This window comes from Buttiauxella sp. WJP83 (assembly GCF_027594725.1).
Taxonomy (GTDB): Bacteria; Pseudomonadota; Gammaproteobacteria; order Enterobacterales; family Enterobacteriaceae; genus Buttiauxella; species Buttiauxella selenatireducens.
Map to the genome: position 1 here is coordinate 3,518,799 of NZ_CP110080.1, position 20,555 is coordinate 3,539,353.

General features: G+C 54.5%; 22 protein-coding genes. 7 read left to right on the forward strand and 15 right to left on the reverse strand.

Features of this window, described 5'->3' with window-relative positions:
* Positions 1-53 precede the first annotated feature (53 nt).
* The 3 genes from lldP to lldD are packed head-to-tail and all read left to right on the forward strand — an operon-like array spanning position 54 to position 3,674.
* Positions 54-1,748, forward strand: coding sequence for an L-lactate permease (lldP, locus tag OH773_RS16290; RefSeq protein WP_270140022.1), 1,695 nt, complete (start codon positions 54-56; stop codon positions 1,746-1,748).
* Positions 1,711-2,496 (forward strand): transcriptional regulator LldR, encoded by a 786-nt coding sequence (lldR, locus tag OH773_RS16295; protein WP_270140024.1) that lies wholly within the window; start codon positions 1,711-1,713, stop codon positions 2,494-2,496. Before lldP ends, lldR begins: the two co-directional genes overlap by 38 nt.
* Positions 2,493-3,674: an FMN-dependent L-lactate dehydrogenase LldD gene (gene lldD / locus OH773_RS16300; RefSeq protein WP_270140026.1), complete on the forward strand. Its 1,182-nt coding sequence runs from the start codon at positions 2,493-2,495 to the stop codon at positions 3,672-3,674. The genes lldR and lldD overlap by 4 nt, the downstream gene beginning before the upstream one ends.
* A gap of 62 nt (positions 3,675-3,736) precedes the next feature.
* Here lldD and OH773_RS16305 read toward each other — a convergent pair whose 3' ends face one another.
* Positions 3,737-4,165 carry an OsmC family protein gene (locus OH773_RS16305; RefSeq protein WP_270140028.1) on the reverse strand — a complete coding sequence of 143 codons (429 nt, stop codon included), beginning with the start codon at positions 4,163-4,165 and terminating at the stop codon, positions 3,737-3,739.
* A 158-nt stretch (positions 4,166-4,323) separates the two neighbouring features.
* On the opposite strand from OH773_RS16305, the gene OH773_RS16310 reads away from it, so the two are divergent.
* The 3 genes from OH773_RS16310 to OH773_RS16320 all read left to right on the forward strand — a co-directional run bounded on the left by OH773_RS16310 (position 4,324) and on the right by OH773_RS16320 (position 6,136).
* Entirely contained in the window at positions 4,324-4,857 is a 534-nt protein-coding gene (locus OH773_RS16310) for a tetratricopeptide repeat protein (protein ID WP_270140030.1), read from the forward strand.
* A gap of 89 nt (positions 4,858-4,946) precedes the next feature.
* Entirely contained in the window at positions 4,947-5,396 is a 450-nt protein-coding gene (locus OH773_RS16315) for an RNA polymerase sigma factor (RefSeq protein WP_270145915.1), read from the forward strand.
* Complete coding sequence (locus OH773_RS16320) at positions 5,393-6,136, forward strand: anti-sigma factor family protein (RefSeq protein WP_270140032.1); 744 nt, start codon at positions 5,393-5,395, stop codon at positions 6,134-6,136. Before OH773_RS16315 ends, OH773_RS16320 begins: the two co-directional genes overlap by 4 nt.
* A 27-nt stretch (positions 6,137-6,163) precedes the next feature.
* Here OH773_RS16320 and OH773_RS16325 read toward each other — a convergent pair whose 3' ends face one another.
* From OH773_RS16325 to entC, 13 genes are all read right to left on the reverse strand, one after another.
* Positions 6,164-6,556, reverse strand: coding sequence for a type II toxin-antitoxin system VapC family toxin (locus tag OH773_RS16325; protein WP_270145917.1), 393 nt, complete (start codon positions 6,554-6,556; stop codon positions 6,164-6,166).
* A complete protein-coding gene (locus OH773_RS16330; RefSeq protein ID WP_270140035.1) occupies positions 6,556-6,819 on the reverse strand; it encodes an antitoxin in 264 nt (87 codons plus the stop codon). Before OH773_RS16330 ends, OH773_RS16325 begins: the two co-directional genes overlap by 1 nt.
* 269 nt (positions 6,820-7,088) lie before the next feature.
* Positions 7,089-7,370 carry an acetolactate synthase small subunit gene (gene ilvN / locus OH773_RS16335; RefSeq protein WP_270140037.1) on the reverse strand — a complete coding sequence of 94 codons (282 nt, stop codon included), beginning with the start codon at positions 7,368-7,370 and terminating at the stop codon, positions 7,089-7,091.
* A gap of 3 nt (positions 7,371-7,373) precedes the next feature.
* Positions 7,374-9,062, reverse strand: a complete 1,689-nt coding sequence (gene ilvB, locus OH773_RS16340) for an acetolactate synthase large subunit (protein WP_270140039.1) — start codon at positions 9,060-9,062, stop codon at positions 7,374-7,376.
* 111 nt (positions 9,063-9,173) lie between these two features.
* Positions 9,174-9,272, reverse strand: coding sequence for an ilvB operon leader peptide IvbL (gene ivbL / locus OH773_RS16345; protein WP_183271233.1), 99 nt, complete (start codon positions 9,270-9,272; stop codon positions 9,174-9,176).
* Between the two features lie 129 nt (positions 9,273-9,401).
* On the reverse strand, positions 9,402-10,424 hold the full coding sequence (locus OH773_RS16350) for a CobW family GTP-binding protein (RefSeq protein WP_270140042.1): 1,023 nt from the start codon (positions 10,422-10,424) through the stop codon (positions 9,402-9,404).
* Between the two features lie 15 nt (positions 10,425-10,439).
* Positions 10,440-10,637 carry a YbdD/YjiX family protein gene (locus OH773_RS16355; protein WP_034456870.1) on the reverse strand — a complete coding sequence of 66 codons (198 nt, stop codon included), beginning with the start codon at positions 10,635-10,637 and terminating at the stop codon, positions 10,440-10,442.
* Positions 10,638-10,739: 102 nt separating this feature from the next.
* Positions 10,740-12,845: a pyruvate/proton symporter CstA gene (cstA, locus tag OH773_RS16360; RefSeq protein WP_270140046.1), complete on the reverse strand. Its 2,106-nt coding sequence runs from the start codon at positions 12,843-12,845 to the stop codon at positions 10,740-10,742.
* Positions 12,846-13,241: 396 nt separating this feature from the next.
* Positions 13,242-13,658 (reverse strand): proofreading thioesterase EntH, encoded by a 417-nt coding sequence (gene entH / locus OH773_RS16365; RefSeq protein ID WP_270140049.1) that lies wholly within the window; start codon positions 13,656-13,658, stop codon positions 13,242-13,244.
* Complete coding sequence (gene dhbA / locus OH773_RS16370) at positions 13,659-14,405, reverse strand: 2,3-dihydro-2,3-dihydroxybenzoate dehydrogenase (protein WP_270145918.1); 747 nt, start codon at positions 14,403-14,405, stop codon at positions 13,659-13,661. It abuts the gene before it with no gap.
* Positions 14,406-14,407: 2 nt separating this feature from the next.
* Positions 14,408-15,268, reverse strand: coding sequence for an isochorismatase (locus OH773_RS16375; protein ID WP_270140051.1), 861 nt, complete (start codon positions 15,266-15,268; stop codon positions 14,408-14,410).
* Between the two features lie 14 nt (positions 15,269-15,282).
* Positions 15,283-16,899, reverse strand: coding sequence for a (2,3-dihydroxybenzoyl)adenylate synthase (locus OH773_RS16380; RefSeq protein ID WP_270140053.1), 1,617 nt, complete (start codon positions 16,897-16,899; stop codon positions 15,283-15,285).
* A gap of 10 nt (positions 16,900-16,909) precedes the next feature.
* Positions 16,910-18,091 (reverse strand): isochorismate synthase EntC, encoded by a 1,182-nt coding sequence (gene entC / locus OH773_RS16385; RefSeq protein WP_270140055.1) that lies wholly within the window; start codon positions 18,089-18,091, stop codon positions 16,910-16,912.
* Positions 18,092-18,174: 83 nt separating this feature from the next.
* Here entC and fepB point away from each other — a divergent pair, with 83 nt between their 5' ends.
* Entirely contained in the window at positions 18,175-19,140 is a 966-nt protein-coding gene (gene fepB, locus OH773_RS16390; protein ID WP_270140057.1) for a Fe2+-enterobactin ABC transporter substrate-binding protein, read from the forward strand.
* A gap of 60 nt (positions 19,141-19,200) precedes the next feature.
* Here fepB and entS read toward each other — a convergent pair whose 3' ends face one another.
* Positions 19,201-20,490: an enterobactin transporter EntS gene (entS, locus tag OH773_RS16395; protein WP_270140059.1), complete on the reverse strand. Its 1,290-nt coding sequence runs from the start codon at positions 20,488-20,490 to the stop codon at positions 19,201-19,203.
* Positions 20,491-20,555 lie beyond the last annotated feature (65 nt).

Sequence of the window (20,555 nt, forward strand, 5' to 3'; positions counted from 1 at the left end):
TCCTACCAATAAAGCGAAAAATAATAAGTACATCACTTTCTGGAGAGTCCTGCATGCAAGCCTGGCAACAAGTCTACGACCCGGCAGGGAACATCTGGCTATCAAGCCTCATCGCTGCTATTCCGATTATTTTCTTCTTTTTTGCGCTGATTAAATTGCGCATGAAAGGTTACACCGCCGCCACCATCACTGTTGGCCTGGCATTGCTCGTTGCCCTGTTTTTCTACCGCATGCCGGTTGACCGCGCCTTGTCGTCAGTGGTTTACGGCTTCTTTTACGGATTGTGGCCGATTGCGTGGATTATTATCGCAGCGGTATTCGTCTATAAAATCTCGGTGAAAACCGGGCAGTTCGACATTATCCGCTCGTCGATTCTCTCCATTACGCCCGACCAACGTCTGCAAATGCTCATCGTCGGTTTCTCATTCGGTGCGTTTCTGGAAGGGGCTGCCGGGTTCGGCGCACCCGTGGCGATTACCGCCGCATTACTGGTCGGTTTGGGCTTTAACCCGCTCTACGCCGCAGGTCTGTGCTTGATTGTGAACACCGCGCCGGTCGCGTTTGGTGCGATGGGCATTCCTATTATCGTTGCGGGCCAGGTTACCGGCCTCGATAGCTTTGAAATCGGCCAGATGGTAGGCCGCCAGTTGCCGTTCCTGACGATTATTGTGCTGTTCTGGATTATGGCGATTATGGACGGCTGGCGCGGCATTAAAGAGACGTGGCCTGCGGTGATGGTAGCGGGCGGCTCGTTTGCTATCGCACAGTATCTCAGCTCTAACTTCCTTGGCCCGGAACTGCCGGACATTATCTCGTCGCTGGTTTCTCTGGTGTGTTTGACGGCATTCTTGCGCGTCTGGAAGCCCGTTCGCATCTTCCGCTTTGGCGATATTGGCGCATCGGTTACCGACCAGACGCTGGCCCGCCAGAACTACTCTTTAGGCCAGGTGGTACGCGCCTGGATGCCGTTTATCTTCCTGACGGCAACCGTCACTCTGTGGAGTATTCCACCATTTAAAGCGCTGTTCGCACCGGGTGGCGCCATGGCTGACTGGGTGTTTAACATCTCCGTGCCGTTCCTCGACAAAATGGTTGAGAAAATGCCACCCGTCGTGGCGCACAGCATGGCCTATGCCGCGGTCTACAAGTTTGACTGGTTCTCTGCAACCGGCACGGCGATTTTGGTCGCCGCACTGATCTCCATTGTTTATCTGCGCATGAAACCGAAAGCGGCAATCGAAACCTTCGGTGAAACAATCAAAGAACTGGCTCTGCCTATTTACTCGATTGGCATGGTGCTGGCGTTCGCGTTTATCTCAAACTATTCCGGTCTGTCGGCAACGCTTGCTCTGGCCCTGGCTCATACCGGCCACGCATTTACCTTCTTCTCGCCGTTCCTGGGCTGGCTGGGGGTGTTCCTGACTGGTTCAGATACCTCCTCTAACGCGCTGTTTGCGGCATTACAGGCAACAACCGCACAACAAATTGGCGTGTCCGATCTGCTGCTGGTTGCGGCTAACACCACCGGTGGCGTAACCGGCAAGATGATTTCGCCGCAGTCTATCGCCATCGCCTGCGCAGCGGTTGGCCTGGTGGGTCGCGAATCTGACCTGTTCCGCTTCACCGTCAAACACAGCCTGATTTTCACCTGCATGGTCGGCGTTATCACTACGCTTCAGGCCTATGTCTTAACCTGGATGATATCCCTTGATGAGCAACCCACCGCGCCTGGCCGACCATTTGGTTGAGCGCGTAAAAGCATTAATTAACGAACGCAAGCTGGAGGCGGGCATGCGGTTGCCCGCCGAACGCCAGCTGGCCGCGGAGATGGGCGTTTCACGCTCATCCCTGCGTGAAGCCATTCAAAAACTGATCAGCGAAGGCGTTTTAATTAGCCGTCGGGGTGGTGGTACGTTTGTGCGTTACGAAATTCAGGCCTGGTCTGAGCAACGCATCGTGCAGCCACTCAAAACGCTGGTTGAGAATGATCCAAACTATCGCTACGACATTCTGGAAGCGCGCCACGCCATCGAGGCCAGCACCGCCTGGTACGCTGCGATGCGGGCAACTCCGGCGGACAAAGAGAAGCTCATCGCCTGCTTTGACGCGACGGTGAAATTCAAAGAAAGCGACGATCCTGACCTGGCCGCCCAGGCCGATGTGCGCTTTCATCTGGCGATTGCCGAAGCCTCGCATAACATCGTGTTACTTCAGACGATGCGCGGCTTTTTCGACCTGCTGCAATCCTCGGTCATGCACAGCCGCCAACGCATGTACACCGTGCCCGCTATTTTTGCGGGGCTCACCGAACAACATAACGAACTGCTGCAGGCTATTTTGGCCGGCGATCCTGAACGCGCACGCCTCGCGGCGAAAACCCACCTCGGGTTTGTCCATACCACCATCAAAAACCTGCATGAAGACGAAGCTCGGCAGGCGCGGATTAGCCGCCTGCCCGATGAAGATACCGACGTAATAAGGGACGAAATACCATGATTATCTCTGCTGCAACTGATTACCGCGCCGCTGCACAACGCATTCTGCCACCATTCCTGTTCCATTACATTGACGGTGGGGCTTATGCCGAACATACATTGCGTCGTAACGTTGACGACCTGGCGCAGGTAGCGTTAAAGCAGCGCGTGCTGAAAAACATGTCCGCACTGAGCCTTGAGACCAAACTGTTTAATGAGACGCTGTCGATGCCGGTTGCCCTGGCACCCGTGGGTTTATGCGGGATGTACGCCCGCCGTGGCGAAGTTCAGGCGGCGAAAGCAGCTGCCGCTAAAGGGATTCCGTTTACGCTTTCTACGGTTTCCGTCTGCCCGATTGAAGAGGTAGCACCTGCGATTGACCGCCCAATGTGGTTCCAGCTTTACGTGCTCAAAGATCGTGGCTTCATGCGCAATGCGCTGGAGCGCGCCAAAGCCGCAGGTTGTTCTACGCTGGTCTTTACGGTGGATATGCCCACTCCCGGCGCGCGCTACCGTGACGCGCACTCAGGCATGAGTGGGCAACATGCCGCACTTCGTCGCTACTGGCAGGCAATGACCCATCCGCAATGGGCATGGGATGTGGGGCTCAATGGCCGCCCGCACGATTTGGGGAATATCTCAACCTATCTGGGGAAACCCACGGGCCTTGAGGATTACATTGGATGGCTTGCGAATAACTTCGACCCGTCGATTTCCTGGAGCGACCTGGAGTGGATCCGCGAGTTCTGGGATGGCCCGATGATCATCAAAGGTATTCTCGACCCGCAAGATGCCAAAGATGCGGTACGTTTCGGGGCTGATGGGATTGTGGTTTCCAACCACGGTGGCCGCCAGCTCGACGGCGTATTGTCGTCATGCCGCGCCCTGCCCGCCATTGCCGATGCGGTAAAAGGGGATATCGCGATTCTTGCCGATAGCGGCATTCGAAATGGTCTGGACGTGGTGCGCATGATTGCACTCGGTGCTGACACCGTGTTGTTGGGGCGCGCTTATTTGTACGCGCTGGCGACTCATGGCCAGGCGGGTGTGACCAATCTGCTCAACCTGATTGAAAAAGAGATGCGCGTGGCGATGACGTTGACCGGCGCTAAATCTATCGCTGAAATCAGCCCTGAGCTGTTGGTGCGTGAAGGCCTGAAAGAGATTCTGTCGCCGCAGGCAATGGCTGCAGGTTTCTAGACTTGCTATACGGTAATGCGGCGCTGCCGCCGGGAATCACCGGGGACAGCGCTTGCTGAGTATTAGTTGAGTTTGTAGTCGAGGGTAATTTCAGCTTTTAGCAGTTGCGATACCGGGCAACCGGCTTTGGCTTTCTGAATAATTTTATCGAACACCGCGCTATCCGCGTTCGGCACTTTGACGTTGCTGGTTAACGCAATTTTGGTAATGGCAAAGCCACCGTCGGTTTTATCCAACGAGACATCGGCTGTCGTATCGATACTTTCCGCCGTGTAGCCCTCTTCGCCAAGCATTAGCGAAAGTGCCATTGAAAAACAGGCTGCGTGCGCCGCACCAATTAACTCTTCCGGATTGGTACCGGCTACGCCTTCAAAACGCGTGTTAAAACCATAGGGCTGTTCTTTTAACGCACCGCTCTCGGTGGAAACAGTCCCTTTACCGCGCTTAATGTCACCTTCCCAGTGAGCCTGCCCTTTCTTATGAATGGTCATGTAATCGCTCCTCTTATATTGACACGAACATCAAGTATAGAAGTTGAATACGGGCTTGCCCGGCAACTCAGAACAATCCTTGCAGCGAAGAAAAATAAAACGAATAAATTCGCGGCCCCGAGTGTTTACGGGTTACCGAACACCACGAGGGTACTACCATGAAGCGTTTATACCGCCAACTTCTTCCCGCTATTGCGACCAGTTTTCTGCTGTTTTCCGGCTACGCTCAGGCAATGGGAGGTAGCAACGACGAACCGGTTCCTCCAACTTGCCCTAAAGGGCAAATTTATGACTCGAAAACCAAAACATGTATGGTCGATAAAGGTGGGATGATTGGGGATGAATCCCGCACCGATTATGCGTACGCACTGGCAAAAGCGGGCCGCTACCAGGAAGCGCTGGATATGCTCAACACCTTGAAAGATCAAAACACTGCAGAAGCCCTGAACTATCGCGGCTATGCCACCCGCAAACTGGGCCGTACTGACGAAGGGATCAGCTATTATTTAAAATCTGTCGCGCTTGATCCGAAATACCCCAAAGTCCGCGAATATCTAGGGGAAGCGTACATGATAAAAAATCGTCCCGATCTCGCTCGTGAACAGCTTGCCGCCATCAAATCCCTGTGTGGCACCAGTTGTGAGGAGTATCGCGATTTGTCCGCAGCCATCGACGGCCATCCCGAATCCTGATCCGTAAGCACATGGAGGCAAAAATTAGCAGCGAAGCGATACGCCGGGATCTTGCGCAATACCTTTCACGCCTGTGGCGTTATGGGCTGGTGCTCTCCCATCAGCGAGATATTGCCGATGATTTAGTGCAGGCCACCTGTGTGCGGGCTATTGAACGCGCCGCACAGTTTGAAGTGGGCAGCAGGATGGATAGCTGGCTCTTTTCCATCCTGCACTCCATCTGGCTCAATGAGGTTCGCTCGCAGCTTATCCGCCGCGGGCAAGGTTTTGTGGATATCGACGAACTCACGGGAAGCGAAAGCTGCGACGACCCTATCTGGACAAACGACGTGATGAAACGAGTGGCTCGTTTACCCGAAGCCCAGCGTGACACGGTATTTCTGGTGTATGTGGAAGAGTTGTCCTATCGCGAGGCGAGTAAAATTCTCAATGTTCCCGTCGGAACCGTGATGAGCAGGCTCGCCACCGCACGGCTGACATTATCTCAGGATCGAGCGCTTCAGCCAGATTCGCGCTCTGTAAAAGGAGAAGGTTCATGACGATGACTGTCAATACCGATGAGCTGCTAGTGGCGTATCTGGATAATGAACTCAGTGAAACCGAGCGCCTGGCGCTGGAAGAACGTTTGAGTCATGATGCGCAGTTGGCTGAACGTTTGGATTTGCTGGAGCGCAGCAGTCTACCGTTTAAAACCGCGTTCGCCCCCCTGTTGCATGCGGCACCTGCCCCTCGTTTGCAGGCTTATCTCACGCCTAAAACGGCGGCAGTATCAAGACGCCAGCTTATTGCCGCTGCGGTCAGTTTCCTGGCCTTAGGGGTAATTGGCGATCGTGTTTTTCTGCACTTCTCTCAACCTGAAGAGAATTGGCGCGAATTAGTCGCCCAGTATATGGCGTTGTATACCCCAGAAACACTGGTGGACACGCCATTGCCTGAAGCACTGGAAAACCAACTGCACTCGACTGGTCAGCAATTAGGACTCGTACTAACGAGCGAAAAAATGATGTTGCCTGACGCAACACTGAAAAACGCACGGACGCTGGCTTACGATGATCGTCGTATCGCACAAATTACCTGGCTTGATTCTGCCAGCGGCCCATTAGCCCTGTGCATTACAGGAAACGCAGGCCAACCCATGGCTGCCAAAAGTGAACAAAGACTGGGCATGAACATTGTGTTTTGGGCCGATAAAAGCCATCAGTTTATGGTGATTGGGCATGGATCTGCGGGAGAGATGAGTGCGATAGCTCAACGATTGCAGCGCCAACTCAGCGCCTGATTGGGGCGCTTGCCTCCCTACAAGCCACTAAACCGTCCAGTCTTGTACCTGCAACCCTGCGACACCATAGAATGCGCGATCGCTGGTAATCAGAGTTGTTTTTTCACTTAGGGCATGGGCCGCGATAAGCATATCGAGAGCCCCCATAACGTGCCCTTTCTTTTCCATGCTCGCCCTTAATTTACCGTAGGTTTGCGCAGCAGCACTGTCCCATTCATATATCGATACTGCATCAAGAAACCCCATTACAGCGGTTTTAAGCGCTTTATTTCGCCGTTTCTCCACACCAAAAAGCAGCTCCGCTTCGGTAATACTTGAAATCGAAATACTCGACGGAGGGACTGCGGATATCCTGGCAACAATTTGCGGATGCTGGCGCAAAAAATAGCTCACCGTATTGGTATCCAGCATGTATGCCATCATTTAATTCCCGCAAAAGGATCTCTGTCAGCAGGAGGCTGATTGCGTTCCTCTGCATCCAGGAAATTATCAGGAACACGGGCCTTTTTTATCAGTGAAATCACGTTATCCCAGTTGTCTGGTTTTGCTGGCCTTTTTGAAAGAATCACATTCCCCTCCTTGTCTTGTCGGATATATACCCTGTCCGTATCGAACTCAAATTCCACCGGTAACCTCACCGCCTGGTTTCTGCCATTTTTAAAAAGCTTAGCAATGCGCTCCATAACCTTCTCCCGATACAATTCTGGCCTATGCCAAAGCATAGGCCTTTTATTGACGTTAGCCAACATACCAGAAAGAAGAGACCGTAAAATAGCCAGAGAAAAGTAGCGCTTTTTATTGTGTTTCGCCCGACCTTTTTCTACGAAGAGTTTGATTCTGCGAAGCGATTCCACAGGAAATGAAACAAGCATCGAAGTAACAAAAATAACCTGGATGAAACTCGCAATTCGGAACGTTGGCGGAGGAACTCAGCGCCTCCGCCACGTCTTATCTACTGCACAAGCGTAGTCAACTTACCAAACACGCCCGCACCGTCCGCGTCGCGCCTGATTTGCACTACATCTTCGAGTTTGTCGATTTGGCTTATCATTTGCTCAAGACGTTGGTCGTCCGCGACTTGTAGCCAGATACGGCTCTGGTCGCCTTGCGGTAGCGGAAGGCAGAGAATCCCTTCGACGTTAAAAGCACGGCGGGCAAACAGACCGCAAATGTGAGACATCACGCCCGGATGGTTGCTCACCGTAAGTTCCAGAATAACGGTTAGTTGTTGCATGGCTTACTCTCCAATCATCTCAATGTTGGCAGCGCCTGGCGGCACCATCGGGAATACTTTTTCACTGGCATCGATGCGCACATGAATCAGACAAGGGCCAGGGCGTGAAATCGCCTCCTGCAAGGCCGCTTGCGGGTTTTCTGCGGCGTTCAAATCGCAGGTTGCGAGGCCAAAACCTTCAGCAATTTTCAGGAAATTAGTTTGTCCGGAATAGGTCGCCGCAAAGACATTCTGCTGGTAGAAAAGCGTCTGTTGTTGATGCACCAATCCCAGCGCCTGGTTGTTCAGCAGGATAATTTTCACATCCAGATTGTGGTCGGCAGCGGTCGCCATTTCCTGAATGTTCATCATAATGCTGCCGTCGCCGGTGAAGCACAGAACTTTGCGGTTAGGTTCAGCTAATGCCGCACCCACTGCGGCTGGCAGGCCGAAGCCCATGGTTCCCAGCCCGCCAGAAGTCAGCCACTGGCGCGGACGGTTCAATGGATAAGCCTGCGCTACCCACATTTGATGTTGCCCTACGTCGGTGGTGATAATCGCTTCGTCATCCACACACGCAGCCGCCGCATTAATCAGGCCATAAGGGGTTAATGGGTCGTCGGCACCCGGCATATTGAACGGGAATTCCTGCTGTAAGCCCGCGACTTGTTGCAGCCACTGCTGGCGAGGTTGGGCCTCGATTTGTGGCAGCAATTGCTCCAGAACCTCACCAACATCCCCGCGAATCGCCACATGCGCCTGCTTAATTTTGCCCAACTCGGCGCGGTCGATATCCACGTGAATGATTTTTGCGTTCGGGCAGAATTCTTCCGTTTTGCCAATCGCACGGTCGTCAAAACGCGCGCCAAGGACAATCAGCAAATCCGCTTCCTGCAGAATGTAGTTGGTGCTGCGCGCGCCATGCATGCCCAGCATGCCCAGAGATAACGGGTGTTTCGCCGGGATCGTCCCGAGCGCCATCAGCGTCATGGTGGTCGGCAGGTTCGCTTTTTCAGCCAGTTCGCGAGCGCGACGATGGGCATTGATGACGCCACCGCCCAGATACAGCACCGGACGCTGCGCCTGGTTAATCATCGCAACCGCATCAGCTATTTGCTGTGCTTCGCACTGCGGCGCTGGAGTATGGGCTGAGACAGGCGGCAGTGCGCTGATATCGATTTCAGCGGTCTGGACATCTTTTGGGATATCAATCCATACCGGCCCCGGGCGGCCAGATTCAGCAATGCGGAACGCGTCGCAGATGACCTGCGGCAGTTCGGTGATATCGCGGACAAGGTAGTTATGTTTAGTAATGGGAATGGAGATGCCGTAGGTGTCGACTTCCTGGAACGCATCGGTACCAATCATCGATTTTGGCACCTGGCCGGTAATGCACACCAGCGGGATGGAATCCAGGCGCGCATCGGCAATGGCGGTGACCAGGTTAGTCGCACCAGGGCCGCTACAGGCGATACATACGGCCGCTTTGCCCTGCGTACGCGCCATCCCCTGCGCCATAAAGCCCGCGCCTTGTTCGTGACGCGCCAGAATATGGCGGATTTTTTGGCTTTGACTGAGCGCGTTATAGAGCGGCAGGACGGTGCCACCGGGAATACCGCTGATGGTGGTAATGCCATGATGTTCAAGCAGTTGCACAATTAATTGTGCGCCCGTAATACGGTGTGCTTGCGGTGGGTTTTCCGATATTGCCATTGCTCCAGTCCTTCTTCTTATGCCGTTTCGCTTTTGGCCGGGGGACTAAAACAAGAAACCCCGCCCGGTTTGCGCCGGCGGGGTTTTGGAATCGATGCGTTGATTCAGACCCTACGGCGCATTGCCGACGACCACCACCACACGCACGACGACCACCGCGGCTGGTAGCGCGGTTAGTAGTAGGTTAGCGTTGCGAGTGAATGTAGTCATTTGGGTCCTGAATATGTATTGTGCGTTTTTAACGTCGAAATTTATACAAACATACTGCTTCGTTTCGCACAACCGCTTTATGTACCAGAAATCAAAATCGTGCTTAACATCACATTATTGATTTCACGCTTAGATAGTTGTTGCAGCAAACTCCTGACGCAACTCATCAATTGGCAGATATCGACCAATAATCACCAGGCGTGAAACCCGTGATTCGTCTGGGTGCCAGGCCGAGCCATAATCAAAGCCCACCACTTTATGCACGCCTTGTACGATAAGGCGCTGGGGATGGTCGGCAATCGCCAGAACACCTTTGTAACGCAGCATGTCGTTGCCGAAACGGGCGATACAGCTTTCCATAAACGCACCAATTTTTTTCACATCCAGCATTCCGGCATCAAATACGTGGGCCTGAATCGCATCATCCCATGAGCGTTTTGCCGAGGGTTTACGGAACGGCTGGAAGCTAACGAGATGGTTCAAATCTGCGCGGATCACACGGAATCCTGCTGCCATCTCAATGCTATCGGTCAGTTCAAAGGCTTTAAGATCGAGCCAGTGATCTGCCGGGCATTCACCGTTCACAATCTCAAAAAGATCCGCTTTGTTGTTGATCCGATGAATACGTTCCAGCGCCAGCTGTTTGGTTTCATCGTCAACTCTGTCCGCTTTAGTCAGCAATATTCTGTCGGCAAAACCGAGCTGTGCTGCAGCAACCGCATGTTCATCCAACTGGCGAGAGATATGCTCTGCATCCGCCAACGCGATGACGGCATCAAGACGCAACGCTTCACGTAAATAATCATCAACAAAGAAGGTTTGGACGATAGGCGCGGGGTCTGCAAGACCCGTGGTTTCAACAATCAACCGTTCAAATTTCAACTGGCCCGCCGCGCGCTTTGCCAGCAGTTCTCTCAGTGCAGCGGTGAATTCACCACGCACGTTGCAACAGACGCAGCCGTTACTTAATTCCACGACGTTGACGTTTTCACCGCTCTTGAGTAAGGCTCCGTCGATATTTACGGCACCAAATTCATTTTCCAGAATGGCGACAGGTTCGTTACCGTTATGGGCGAGAAAATAGTTGAGAAGTGTGGTTTTCCCTGAGCCGAGAAAGCCCGTTAAGAGGGTGACAGATACCGCTTGATTCATGTCAAATTCCTTAGATTAACAGCAGCGAGCGCCGCCTTTACCGCCGTATCGCGCATCCTGACGCTCGCGGAAAAACTCTTCGTAAGTCATTGGCGTCTGTTCCGGATGCGTCAGACGGATGTGTTGCACATAGTTATCGTAATCAGGCACGCCAACCATCAGTTTAGCGGCCTGCCCGAGATATTTTCCTGCTTTTGCAAGGGTGTCGAACATGGTAACTCCGGTTCTTGTTGGTTCCCCTCACCCCGGCCCTCTCCCTAAGGAGAAGAATCCCCTCTCCCTGTGGGAGAGGGTTAGGGTGAGGGTATACATCAATTAGTGCGCGCTTTTCGCCTGCGCCACAACCTGTTCAACGTCTTCTGGCATTGGCTCGTAAGGGGTTTCCTTCGCGGTTGGCGTATCCGATTTCAACGCTTGCAGCGCAGTTTTAATCGCAAACAAACCAATCACCACCACAACCACCATGAAGAAGATGGTCAGACCCGCATCCAGACGGTTGTTAAACACCAGCTGAGAAAGCTGCGACTCGGTGTATTGCGCCGGGATCTTGCCGCTGTCGATCATCGCCTGGAACTTGTTAGCAATCGCGAGGAAGCCCACTTTGTTGTCCGGGCTGAAGGCTTTCTGCCAGCCCGCTGTCAGAGTACAGAACAGCAGCCAAGCCGTTGGCAGCAGTGCCACCCACGCGTATTTCTGTTTCTTCATCTTGAACAGCACGACCGCACACAGCATCAGCGCCATACCTGCCAGCATCTGGTTGGCGATACCAAACAGCGGCCACAAGGTGTTGATGCCGCCAAGCGGGTCAACAACGCCCTGATGCAGGAAGTAACCCCACGCCATGACACAAAGTGCAGTTGCCAGTAAGTTCGCAGGCAACGAGTCAGTGCGCTTGAGTCCCGGGGAGATAACGCCCAGCAAATCTTGCAGCATAAAGCGTGCCGCACGAGTACCGGCATCCACCGCCGTCAGAATAAACAGCGCTTCAAACAGAATCGCGAAGTGGTACCAGAATGAAACATCCATCAGGCCGCCCAATGCGCCGTGCAGAATGTACGCCATCCCCACTGCAAGCGTTGGTGCGCCACCGGCACGGGAAATAATGCTTTGCTCGCCCACATCATTGGCAATGTTGGTCAACGTTTCCGGAGTAATGTGGAAGCCCCAACTGCTCACCACGCTCGCCGCCGACGCCACCACATCCGCCGTACCAGCCGGAGCCAGTACCGCCATTGGGCTGTTCATCGCGAAGTACACGCCTGGGTCGATAACGCAGGCTGCAACCAGCGCCATAATCGCCACAAACGACTCCATCAACATGCCACCGTAACCGATGAAACAGGCCTGGTTTTCGTTAGCCAGCATTTTCGGCGTAGTGCCGGAAGAGATCAGTGCGTGGAAACCAGAAACTGCGCCACACGCGATGGTGATAAACAGGAACGGGAACAGGTCGCCCGTCCAGACTGGGCCGGTGCCATCAATGAATTTGGTCAACGAAGGCATTTGCAGCGTAGGACGCATGATCAAAATGCCGATGGCCAGACCAATGATGGTGCCGATTTTCAGGAAGGTAGAGAGATAATCACGCGGTGCCAGCAGCAGCCAGACCGGTAAAACCGCAGCCACAAAACCGTAGCCCACCAGCATCCACGTCAGTTGTACGCCGGTATAGTCAAAGTACGGAGCCCAGGTCGGGCTTTCCGCCACCCAACCGCCGGAAATGATGGCGAAAATCAACATCACCAGACCAATCACCGAGACTTCACCAATGCGACCCGGACGCAGATAGCGAATATACACGCCCATAAACAGCGCCAGCGGGATGGTGAACGCGACGGTGTACGTTCCCCACGGGCTGTGGGTCAACGCTTTCACCACGATCATCGCCAGCACCGCAAGGATAATGACCATAATCATAAAACAGGCCACCAGCGCGATAACGCCTGCGGTGTTGCCCATCTCTTCTTTCACCAGTTCACCCAGCGAGCGCCCGTCACGACGGGTTGAGACAAACAGCACCATAAAATCTTGTACCGCACCGGCCAACACCACACCCGCCAGCAGCCAGAGCATGCCAGGCAAGTAACCCATCTGCGCGGCAAGCACCGGCCCAACCAGCGGCCCCGCACCCGCAATCGCGGCAAAATGGTGACCGAACAACACTTTTTTGTCCGTCGGGACATAATCCAGCCCATCGTTATGGCGCACGGCTGGCGTCATACGAGTGGCATCAACGGTTAAGACACGTTTAGCGATAAACAGGCCGTAGTAACGATAAGCGATGAGGTAAACGCAGATTGCGGCAACCACAATCCACAATGCGTTTATCTGCTCGCCACGATTAAGTGCGATATAGCCGAGCGCGAATGCACCGATAAGTGCAAGTACCGCCCAGACAAGGTGTTTCCCTGGGTTAGTCATAATTGTTTTCCATGTGTCAGGCCAGAAGCAGAGGGTGTTACCGTTTTGTTCTAGAACAATCACGCGGATTTAACAATAATGAAACGTTAGAATACAGTGGTTTGACCAGGTCTTTACACCAGCTTGTTAAGGGGATCACTATGTGGGGAGATTCTGGAGTGCACTCACCCCTGGCTGGTCGAGAAAATCAAAGAATGCCCTCACCCCAACCCTCTCCCCCAGGAGAGGGAGAAACCGTTCCCCTCACCCTCAGGGAGACGGAGGAAATCAAAGCTCGATCGTTCCCCTCTCCCCCAGGAGAGGGAGAAACCGTTCCCCACTCCCTCAGGGAGACGGAGGAAATCAAAGCTCGATCGTTCCCCTCTCCCTCAGGGAGAGGGCCAGGGTGAGGGTGGTTTACCCCAATATCGCCGTCGTCAAACGACTGGTACAGCACCGCTTCTCGCGTGCGTCAAAAATAGCAATTTCCCATACCTGGGACGATTTCCCGAGGTGCAGCGGTTTACACACCCCGCGCACCGAGCCCGATGCCACGGCGCGATGATGGCTGGCGTTTATTTCCGTTCCCACCACACACTGCCCTTCGGCGGTGGTCAGAAATCCGGCCATTGATCCCAACGTTTCTGCCAGCACCACGGATGCGCCGCCGTGCAGCAAACCGAACGGCTGCTGAGTACGGTTATCCACTGGCATTACCGCTTCAAGACTTTCGCCGTCCATGCGCGTGTAGACGATACCGAGATGCTCAACCATCGTCCCTTTGCTGGTTTGGTTTAACGCCTCAAGCGTCATTTCTCGTTTCCAGATGCTCATTTAAGCTCCAAGCGTTGCGCCGCCATCAATCACAATATCCTGCAAGGTGATGTGGCCGGCGAAAGGTGACGCGAGGAACAAAATCGTGCTGGCAATTTCCTGCGGACGGGCGATTTTGCCCAGGGGAATGCCCAGTTTGAACTGTTCAGGGAAGCCCTGAATACGCTGCTGTTCGGCGTCCGGTGTTTTCCACAACGTGCGTTGCATGTCGGTATCGGTCGAGCCCGGCGACACCACATTACAGCGCACGCCGAACGGAGCCAGTTCCAGCCCAACCGATAACGCCAGGCTTTTCAACGCCGCTTTCGACGCGCCATAGGCAGACATTCCAGTGCGCGGCGTGTGGGCCGCGTCAGAAGCCACGGTGACCATCGCCCCGCGACGCTGTTCACGCATAAGCGGCATGACGGCGCGGAACATATTGAATGCGCCACCCACATTCACCGCGAAGGTGTCCTGCCAGTCTTGCAGTGGCAGCGTATCGGTTGCCCCCATGCGCAAAATTCCTGCGGCATTGACCAACACATCCAGTTGCGGTTTCTCACTCAGAATTCGTTGAGTTACGCCCGCCACCTGCTCTGCATCCGCCACGTTCAACTGTTCGGTGGCAAACGGGTACCCCTCCAGCGGGAAGGCAAGATCGAATCCGATAACCTGCGCGCCCGCTTCGCTGAACGCCCGCGCGGTGTGATATCCGATGCCTTTACCCGCCCCGGTTACCCAGACGGTTTTGCCACTAAAGTCGATGTTCATGCCTGCGCTTCCCGTGACAGCAGCGCCCACCAGGCGTCAACGGTCGGGTTTTTCGCCAGCATCACAAAGTCGATATCCGCGTGGATTTTGCGCCATTTAGCCGCCAGCGCCATCATGCGCACCGAATCCAGACCGTAATCAATCAGGTTTTCGTCATCTTCTGGAATGTCAGATTCATCAAGCAGCGGCAGTATCAGTTCGCGTAATTGCGCTTTATTTTGCGGGGCTGATTCTGGCAGCAAGTCGCGAGTCATCACCACGCGCCCGGAACGGCCAGCGGTGTATTTCAGCGCCATCATGTGTTCTTCACGGCTGAAGTCTGCCAGCGCATCGGCCACCATAAACGGTTTGATATCCCGCATAAACGCATCGGTAGCGGTGGTCATGCAGCCGATATGAGCGTACACACCGCAAATAATCAGTTGGTTACGGCCCGTCTCTTTTAAGGCTTGTTCCAGCGGTGAGCGGATAAACGCGCTATAGCGCCATTTGGTCAGCACCGTGTCGTGTTCATCCGGAGCCAATTGCGCTACGACTTTCTGGCGCTCAGGGTGTTTGTTTAAACCTGGCCCCCACATGTCGTTTAATAGCGCACGGTCCTCATCGCTTTGCGCATTAGGCTGCGCGGTGTAATAGACCGGAATATTGTGGCGTTTGCAGTATTCACGCAGCGCGGCAATGTTGGCGATAACCTGCTGGATCATCGGGCAATTGTCGCCCCAAAAATCAATGAAATACTCCTGCATGTCGTGAATCAGCAACGCCGCACGCTCGGGTTCAAACGCCCAGCTCACTTTATTTTCCGGGATGTCGGCAGCCGTCGGTAAGGTGTATGCGTTCAGTTTTGGAATAGCCATAAATTCTCCGTCAATCAGGAAGCCAGTTGCTTATCAGCAATCAACTGGCGCAAACGTTTTTTGTCCACTTTGCCCACGGCGGTGAGCGGAAGATGCTCAACAATTTCAATGCGATCGGGCAGTTTGAAATCCGCAATCCCCAGTTCACGCAAATAGCGGCGAATTTCCACCGCGCGGAATGGGCGGCTGCCGACGATAAACGCGCAGCTTTTCTCGCCCAGCAGGCTGTCTTCCATCGAAACGAGCGCTGCGTGAATGATCTCTTCGTGGCGTAACAGCAGATTTTCGATCTCTTCGGCAGCGATCTTTTCGCCGCCACGGTTGATCTGATCTTTCTCGCGCCCCTGTACCGTGATGTAACCGTCTTCGGCAATAGAAATCAGATCGCCCGAGCAGTAGAAACCGTTGGCATCAAAAACCTGGGCGTTATGTTCAGGGCTGCGGTAATAGCCACGGAAGGTGTACGGCCCGCGCGTCATCAGGCGGCCGACTTCACCGTGCGGGAGCGGGTTTCCCTCCGCATCCGCAACCCAGACTTCGTCGTCCGGGCACATTGGCTTGCCCTGAGTTTTGAAGATATGGTCGTTGTCATCGTCAAGGCGCGTGTAGTTCACCAGCCCCTCCGCCATGCCAAACACTTGCTGTAGCTGGCAGCCGATTTCAGCAGGAATACGCGCTGCGAGCGCTTCGCTCAACCGTGCGCCACCCACTTGCAAAAGCTGTAACGACTCAAGAGCCTGATTGCTCCCCCACTCGCCAATCGCTTGTAGCCACAGGCTGACCGCAGGCGGCACCAGCGCGGTGACGTTAATCTGATGACATTCGATAAGCGGGAAGCACAGCGTGGCGCTCGGGTCGTTTGCCAGCACCACGCGCCCGCCGCCGTAAAACACTCCCAGAGAGCCCGGCGAACTGAGCGCGTAGTTATGCGCAGCTGGAATCGCGCACAGAAAACGGGTATTCGCATCAAAGCGACAGATTTCAACGCTGCGACGAATGCTGTAGTAGTAATCGTTGTGCGTACGTGGGATGAGTTTTGGCGTGCCGGTGCTGCCACCAGAAAGCTGGAAAAAGGCCACTTCATCTGCCGCCGATGGCGTGGCAACAAAGTTTTCTTCTGGCTCATTGATCAATGCGCTCAGCGACCGTTCCCGATCGTTTTCGTTGAGCAAAACCGCCATACGCAGCGACGGATTTTGTTGGCATAGCGCATCCAGGAAATCGTCATGGGCGAACAAATTATGTTTGCGGTCGGCAATCACCACCACCGGCTCAATTTGCTTTGCGTAGGCTTCCATTTCGGTGCGTTGGTGGCTGAATAGCGCGTTCACCGGCGCCACACCAATTTTCAGCAGCGCGAAAAGCGTGATGTACAGTTCCGCCACGTTGCCAAGCTGTACCAGTGCGGTTTCGCCGCCAGCCAAACCGCGGCGTTTCAGTGCGCACGCCAGGCGCGTCGAAGCCTGCTCGAGCTCGCGATAGCTGAAATGGCGCTCGCCATCGATAAGCGCAATCGCGTCATTGTTGGCGTGACGGCTGAGGATATCGGTCAGCGGCAAATCCGCCCAGTAACCTTTTTCGCGATACAGTGCAGCCAGTTCGTGCGGCCAGCGAGTAAAAGGAATAGCCATAAAATCGTCCTTAATTAAGCCCAAATACCCGGAGCATGGTGGAAAGTTTGACGCCGGTTTCGCGCCATTCCGATTCCGGCGACGAAGCAGGCACAATGCCCGCGCCCGCAAACAGGCGCACCTGATTGCCGCCTACGCGTGCGCAGCGTATGGTCACCACCCACTCGCCATTTCCTTCGGCGTCACACCAGCCGACGATGCCGCCAAACAGTTCGCGGTCAAACGGTTCCAGTACGGAAATGAGTTTTCGCGCCACATCATGCGGGAAGCCGCTCAGTGCAGGTGTCGGGTGCAACAAACAGGCGAGCGATAACGCATTGTCCTGGCTGTCTTTAATCTGGCCGTAAATCGGGGTGGCGAGGTGCCATAACGTCGGCGTGGTGATCAGTTCCGGGGTATCAGAGAGCGTCAGCGATTGGCTGTGCGGTTGCAAAACCGTCTGCATCGCCTGCGTCACCAAACCGTGTTCATGGCGGTCTTTAGTGGAACGCAGCAGTTGTGCGCCAATTTCTGCGTCACGCTGGATATTCTCCCGGTCGCGCCGCGCGGAACCGGCCAGCGGTAGCGAACTAAAATTCTTGCCTGATTTGCGTAACAGCAACTCCGGGCTGGCTCCCACCAGTGAACTGCCGTCCGGTAACGGGACATGGAAGTTGTAGCTGGTTGGGTTCTGGCTAATCAAATTATTGAGCAGCCCATCGAGATCAATCGGTGCCTGGGTTTCGATATCAATCAGGCGCGAGAGCACCACTTTGTCGATATCTGGCTGCGCCGTTGCGGCGGCGGCCTGCGCCACCATTTCCATAAATTCGTCTTGTTCGGGAATCGCTTTTCGCGCAGCAATGTTGAGTGGTGTCGAAGCATCCGTATTACGGGCGTCGTTCTGGCGTTCAGCGCGTGAGAACGGCTGCCAGCTTTCGGGGATAAACAGGGCTGATGGTTGACGGGGATCAAACGGAATCGCGCCGACCACAACGGGGTTTTCGATACCGTGTTTTTTGGCGTTTTCAAACGCTTCACGCAACGTGGTTTGCAGTTGCCCATGGGGATTTGCGCCATCCAGCGCCGGGCTGGCAAGGCGAGTGAAGCAGCCGCTTGTCGAAAAACTGCGATATGGCGACATAAAGAAAAAGCTATCTGCACAAGGTATTAGCTGTTTCTCGAGTCGTTCCTCAGCCAGTAACGTTTCCATGAACTCTCCGTAAAAACATGACAAAAGATAGTAATAATGATTATCATTTGCTTTTCGGAGTCGTAACCTAAAGAGAAAAGTACATGCTGTCAACAAAGGTCAAATTTTTTTTAACAATTCCCACCCTTGTATTGTTAAGTTTGAGCCACCTCGCCCATGCCGGTGACTGGCCCCGAACCCTTACCGACAGCCACGGTACACATACCTTTGAGCAAGCTCCTGTGCGCATTGTTTCCACCAGCGTAACGCTGACCGGTTCGCTATTGGCCATTGACGCGCCCGTGGTGGCAAGTGGTGCCACAACACCAGGCAATCGCATGGGGGATTCACAAGGTTTCCTGCGCCAGTGGGGCGATGTGGCTAAAGCGCGTAACGTTCAGCGTTTATATATTGGCGAAGCCAGCGCTGAAGCCGTGGCCGCACAAATGCCTGACCTGATTTTGATAAGCGCCACCGGTGGCGATTCCGCCCTCGCCCTTTACGACCAGCTTTCAGCGATTGCGCCGACGCTGGTGATTAATTACGACGATAAAAGTTGGCAGCAACTGCTGACTCAACTTGGCGAAATAACCGGGCACGAAAAACAAGCGGCCGAGAGAATTGCTAGTTTTGATAAACAGTTAAGCGAAGCTAAACAACGTATGGTGCTGCCTCCACAGCCCGTCACCGCGCTGGTTTACACACCCGCCTCTCACTCAGCGAACCTGTGGACTGAGCAATCCGCGCAAGGGAAATTACTCCAGCAGCTTGGCTTTACACTATCGACGTTGCCTGCGGCTATTCAGGCCAGCAAAAGCATGGGCAAGCGCCATGACATCGTGCAACTCGGCGGTGAAAACCTGGCGACGGGTTTGAATGGCGAGAGTTTGTTCCTGTTCGCCAGCGATGAGAAAGACGCTACGGCGCTGGAAGCCAACCCTTTGCTCTCGCATCTGCCCGCCGTGCAACAGAAGCGTGTTTACGCGCTGGGCACCGAAACTTTCCGTCTGGATTATTACAGTGCCACTCAGATACTCGCGCGTATGACGTCGCTGTTTGCGGGCTCGTAGAATGCAGGACAGTCCCCTCTCCTGTTGGGAGAGGGTTAGGGAGAGGGGATTGCCCGAAAATCAGCGTTGGTTGCCAGCACGGACGCCTTCATCCCTTCCTTCTCCCCCTGGAGAAGGGGAAACCGGAGCGGCTTGCTGATAACGACGTAATTGCACCAGAACCATCGCCAGAACCACCCCGCACACCGTCAATGCCAGGCCGCTCGAACTCGCCGCCGCAACGGGCGTCATTGCCACCGTCAAACTGCCTAAAATCGCGGCCCCCATCGCATCCCCCGTCACGTTTTGCGCCGTCCACAAACCGTTAATGCGACCTAACATCCCGTCAGGCGTCAGCGTCTGAATTAAGGTGTATTGCAACAACGAACTGATCGCACTGAGATACCCAAACAGCGCAAGGCAGGCCAGCCCTAACCCCCAGACCGGCATCAGACTAAACAGGCCAATCGAGATAAACGAAACAATCCCCGCCGCCAGCATAATCATGCCAGGGCGTGCGTGATGAGCGATGCGCCCGCTGGTCAATGCGCCAATGGCCGCCCCCAGAGGAACCGCGGCATACATCAGGCCAATTTGCCCTGCACTCATCTGCCAGTGCCCGGCCAATGCGGGATAGAGAACGCGCACCGCGCTCGCCATCGTCAGCAACGCGCCAACTAACGCAATGCCACCAATAACTGGGTTACCGACCAGAAAACGTAGCCCGTTCCACAATGAAAGCAGCGGGTTTTCACGCGCTTGCGGCGGCGGCGCCAGCTTTGGCAAACTCAGCAACGGCAATAAGGTAATGAAGGTGCCGACTGACGCCAGCGCGTAGTTCCACACCACGCCGCCGGATGCCAACAACAGCCCACCGATCATCGGTGAAATCACTGAACCGAGGCGCACCGTAAGCATGGTAATCGCGCTCGCCTGCATTAAATTCTCACGCCCCACCAGTGCGGGAGTTGCGGCTAATAATGCGGTCACGCCCAGGGCGCCAAAGAAGCCATCCCACACGCCAAGCAGGTAAATCGCGGCAAGCGAGGGTTCCGGCAAAGCGGCGTTAATCGTCAGGCCAATAAAACCCACGCCGCAGGTAGAGCGCGCCAGCAAGATAAGACGACGACGCTCGTGACGGTCTGCCAGTACGCCGCCCATCATCAGGCCGATAAACATCGCGCTGCCTGTTAGCGTCACTGCAAGCCCAACCTGCAAGGAAGAGCCGGTCAGCGTCTGGATTTGTACCGGCACCGCGACGCCGAGTAACCCCAGAGACACAATTGAAATAAAACGGGCGAGGAAAACAGCGCGAAAAGCGGGATGGGTCTTGAGCAAACTCAGATTGAGCAACAAAGAATTGCGGTTCATTACATGGCCTTAAAGCGAATTTTTCTTTCCAGGTGCGAGGCGGCTCATGCTAACATAAACAAATA

Coding starts and splice junctions, on each gene's coding strand:
- cstA (WP_270140046.1), bottom strand. CDS start 12,845: ATGACTAACCCAGGGAAACACCTTGTCTGGGCGGTACTTGCACTTATC.
- entC (WP_270140055.1), bottom strand. CDS start 18,091: ATGGAAACGTTACTGGCTGAGGAACGACTCGAGAAACAGCTAATACCT.
- OH773_RS16330 (WP_270140035.1), bottom strand. CDS start 6,819: ATGGAGCGCATTGCTAAGCTTTTTAAAAATGGCAGAAACCAGGCGGTG.
- OH773_RS16325 (WP_270145917.1), bottom strand. CDS start 6,556: ATGGCATACATGCTGGATACCAATACGGTGAGCTATTTTTTGCGCCAG.
- ilvN (WP_270140037.1), bottom strand. CDS start 7,370: ATGCAACAACTAACCGTTATTCTGGAACTTACGGTGAGCAACCATCCG.
- OH773_RS16320 (WP_270140032.1), top strand. CDS start 5,393: ATGACGATGACTGTCAATACCGATGAGCTGCTAGTGGCGTATCTGGAT.
- ilvB (WP_270140039.1), bottom strand. CDS start 9,062: ATGGCAATATCGGAAAACCCACCGCAAGCACACCGTATTACGGGCGCA.
- OH773_RS16355 (WP_034456870.1), bottom strand. CDS start 10,637: ATGTTCGACACCCTTGCAAAAGCAGGAAAATATCTCGGGCAGGCCGCT.
- OH773_RS16380 (WP_270140053.1), bottom strand. CDS start 16,899: ATGGCTATTCCTTTTACTCGCTGGCCGCACGAACTGGCTGCACTGTAT.
- ivbL (WP_183271233.1), bottom strand. CDS start 9,272: ATGACTACATTCACTCGCAACGCTAACCTACTACTAACCGCGCTACCA.
- OH773_RS16375 (WP_270140051.1), bottom strand. CDS start 15,268: ATGGCTATTCCAAAACTGAACGCATACACCTTACCGACGGCTGCCGAC.
- OH773_RS16305 (WP_270140028.1), bottom strand. CDS start 4,165: ATGACCATTCATAAGAAAGGGCAGGCTCACTGGGAAGGTGACATTAAG.
- OH773_RS16310 (WP_270140030.1), top strand. CDS start 4,324: ATGAAGCGTTTATACCGCCAACTTCTTCCCGCTATTGCGACCAGTTTT.
- lldD (WP_270140026.1), top strand. CDS start 2,493: ATGATTATCTCTGCTGCAACTGATTACCGCGCCGCTGCACAACGCATT.
- lldR (WP_270140024.1), top strand. CDS start 1,711: ATGAGCAACCCACCGCGCCTGGCCGACCATTTGGTTGAGCGCGTAAAA.
- fepB (WP_270140057.1), top strand. CDS start 18,175: ATGCTGTCAACAAAGGTCAAATTTTTTTTAACAATTCCCACCCTTGTA.
- lldP (WP_270140022.1), top strand. CDS start 54: ATGCAAGCCTGGCAACAAGTCTACGACCCGGCAGGGAACATCTGGCTA.
- OH773_RS16350 (WP_270140042.1), bottom strand. CDS start 10,424: ATGAATCAAGCGGTATCTGTCACCCTCTTAACGGGCTTTCTCGGCTCA.
- entS (WP_270140059.1), bottom strand. CDS start 20,490: ATGAACCGCAATTCTTTGTTGCTCAATCTGAGTTTGCTCAAGACCCAT.
- entH (WP_270140049.1), bottom strand. CDS start 13,658: ATGAGCATCTGGAAACGAGAAATGACGCTTGAGGCGTTAAACCAAACC.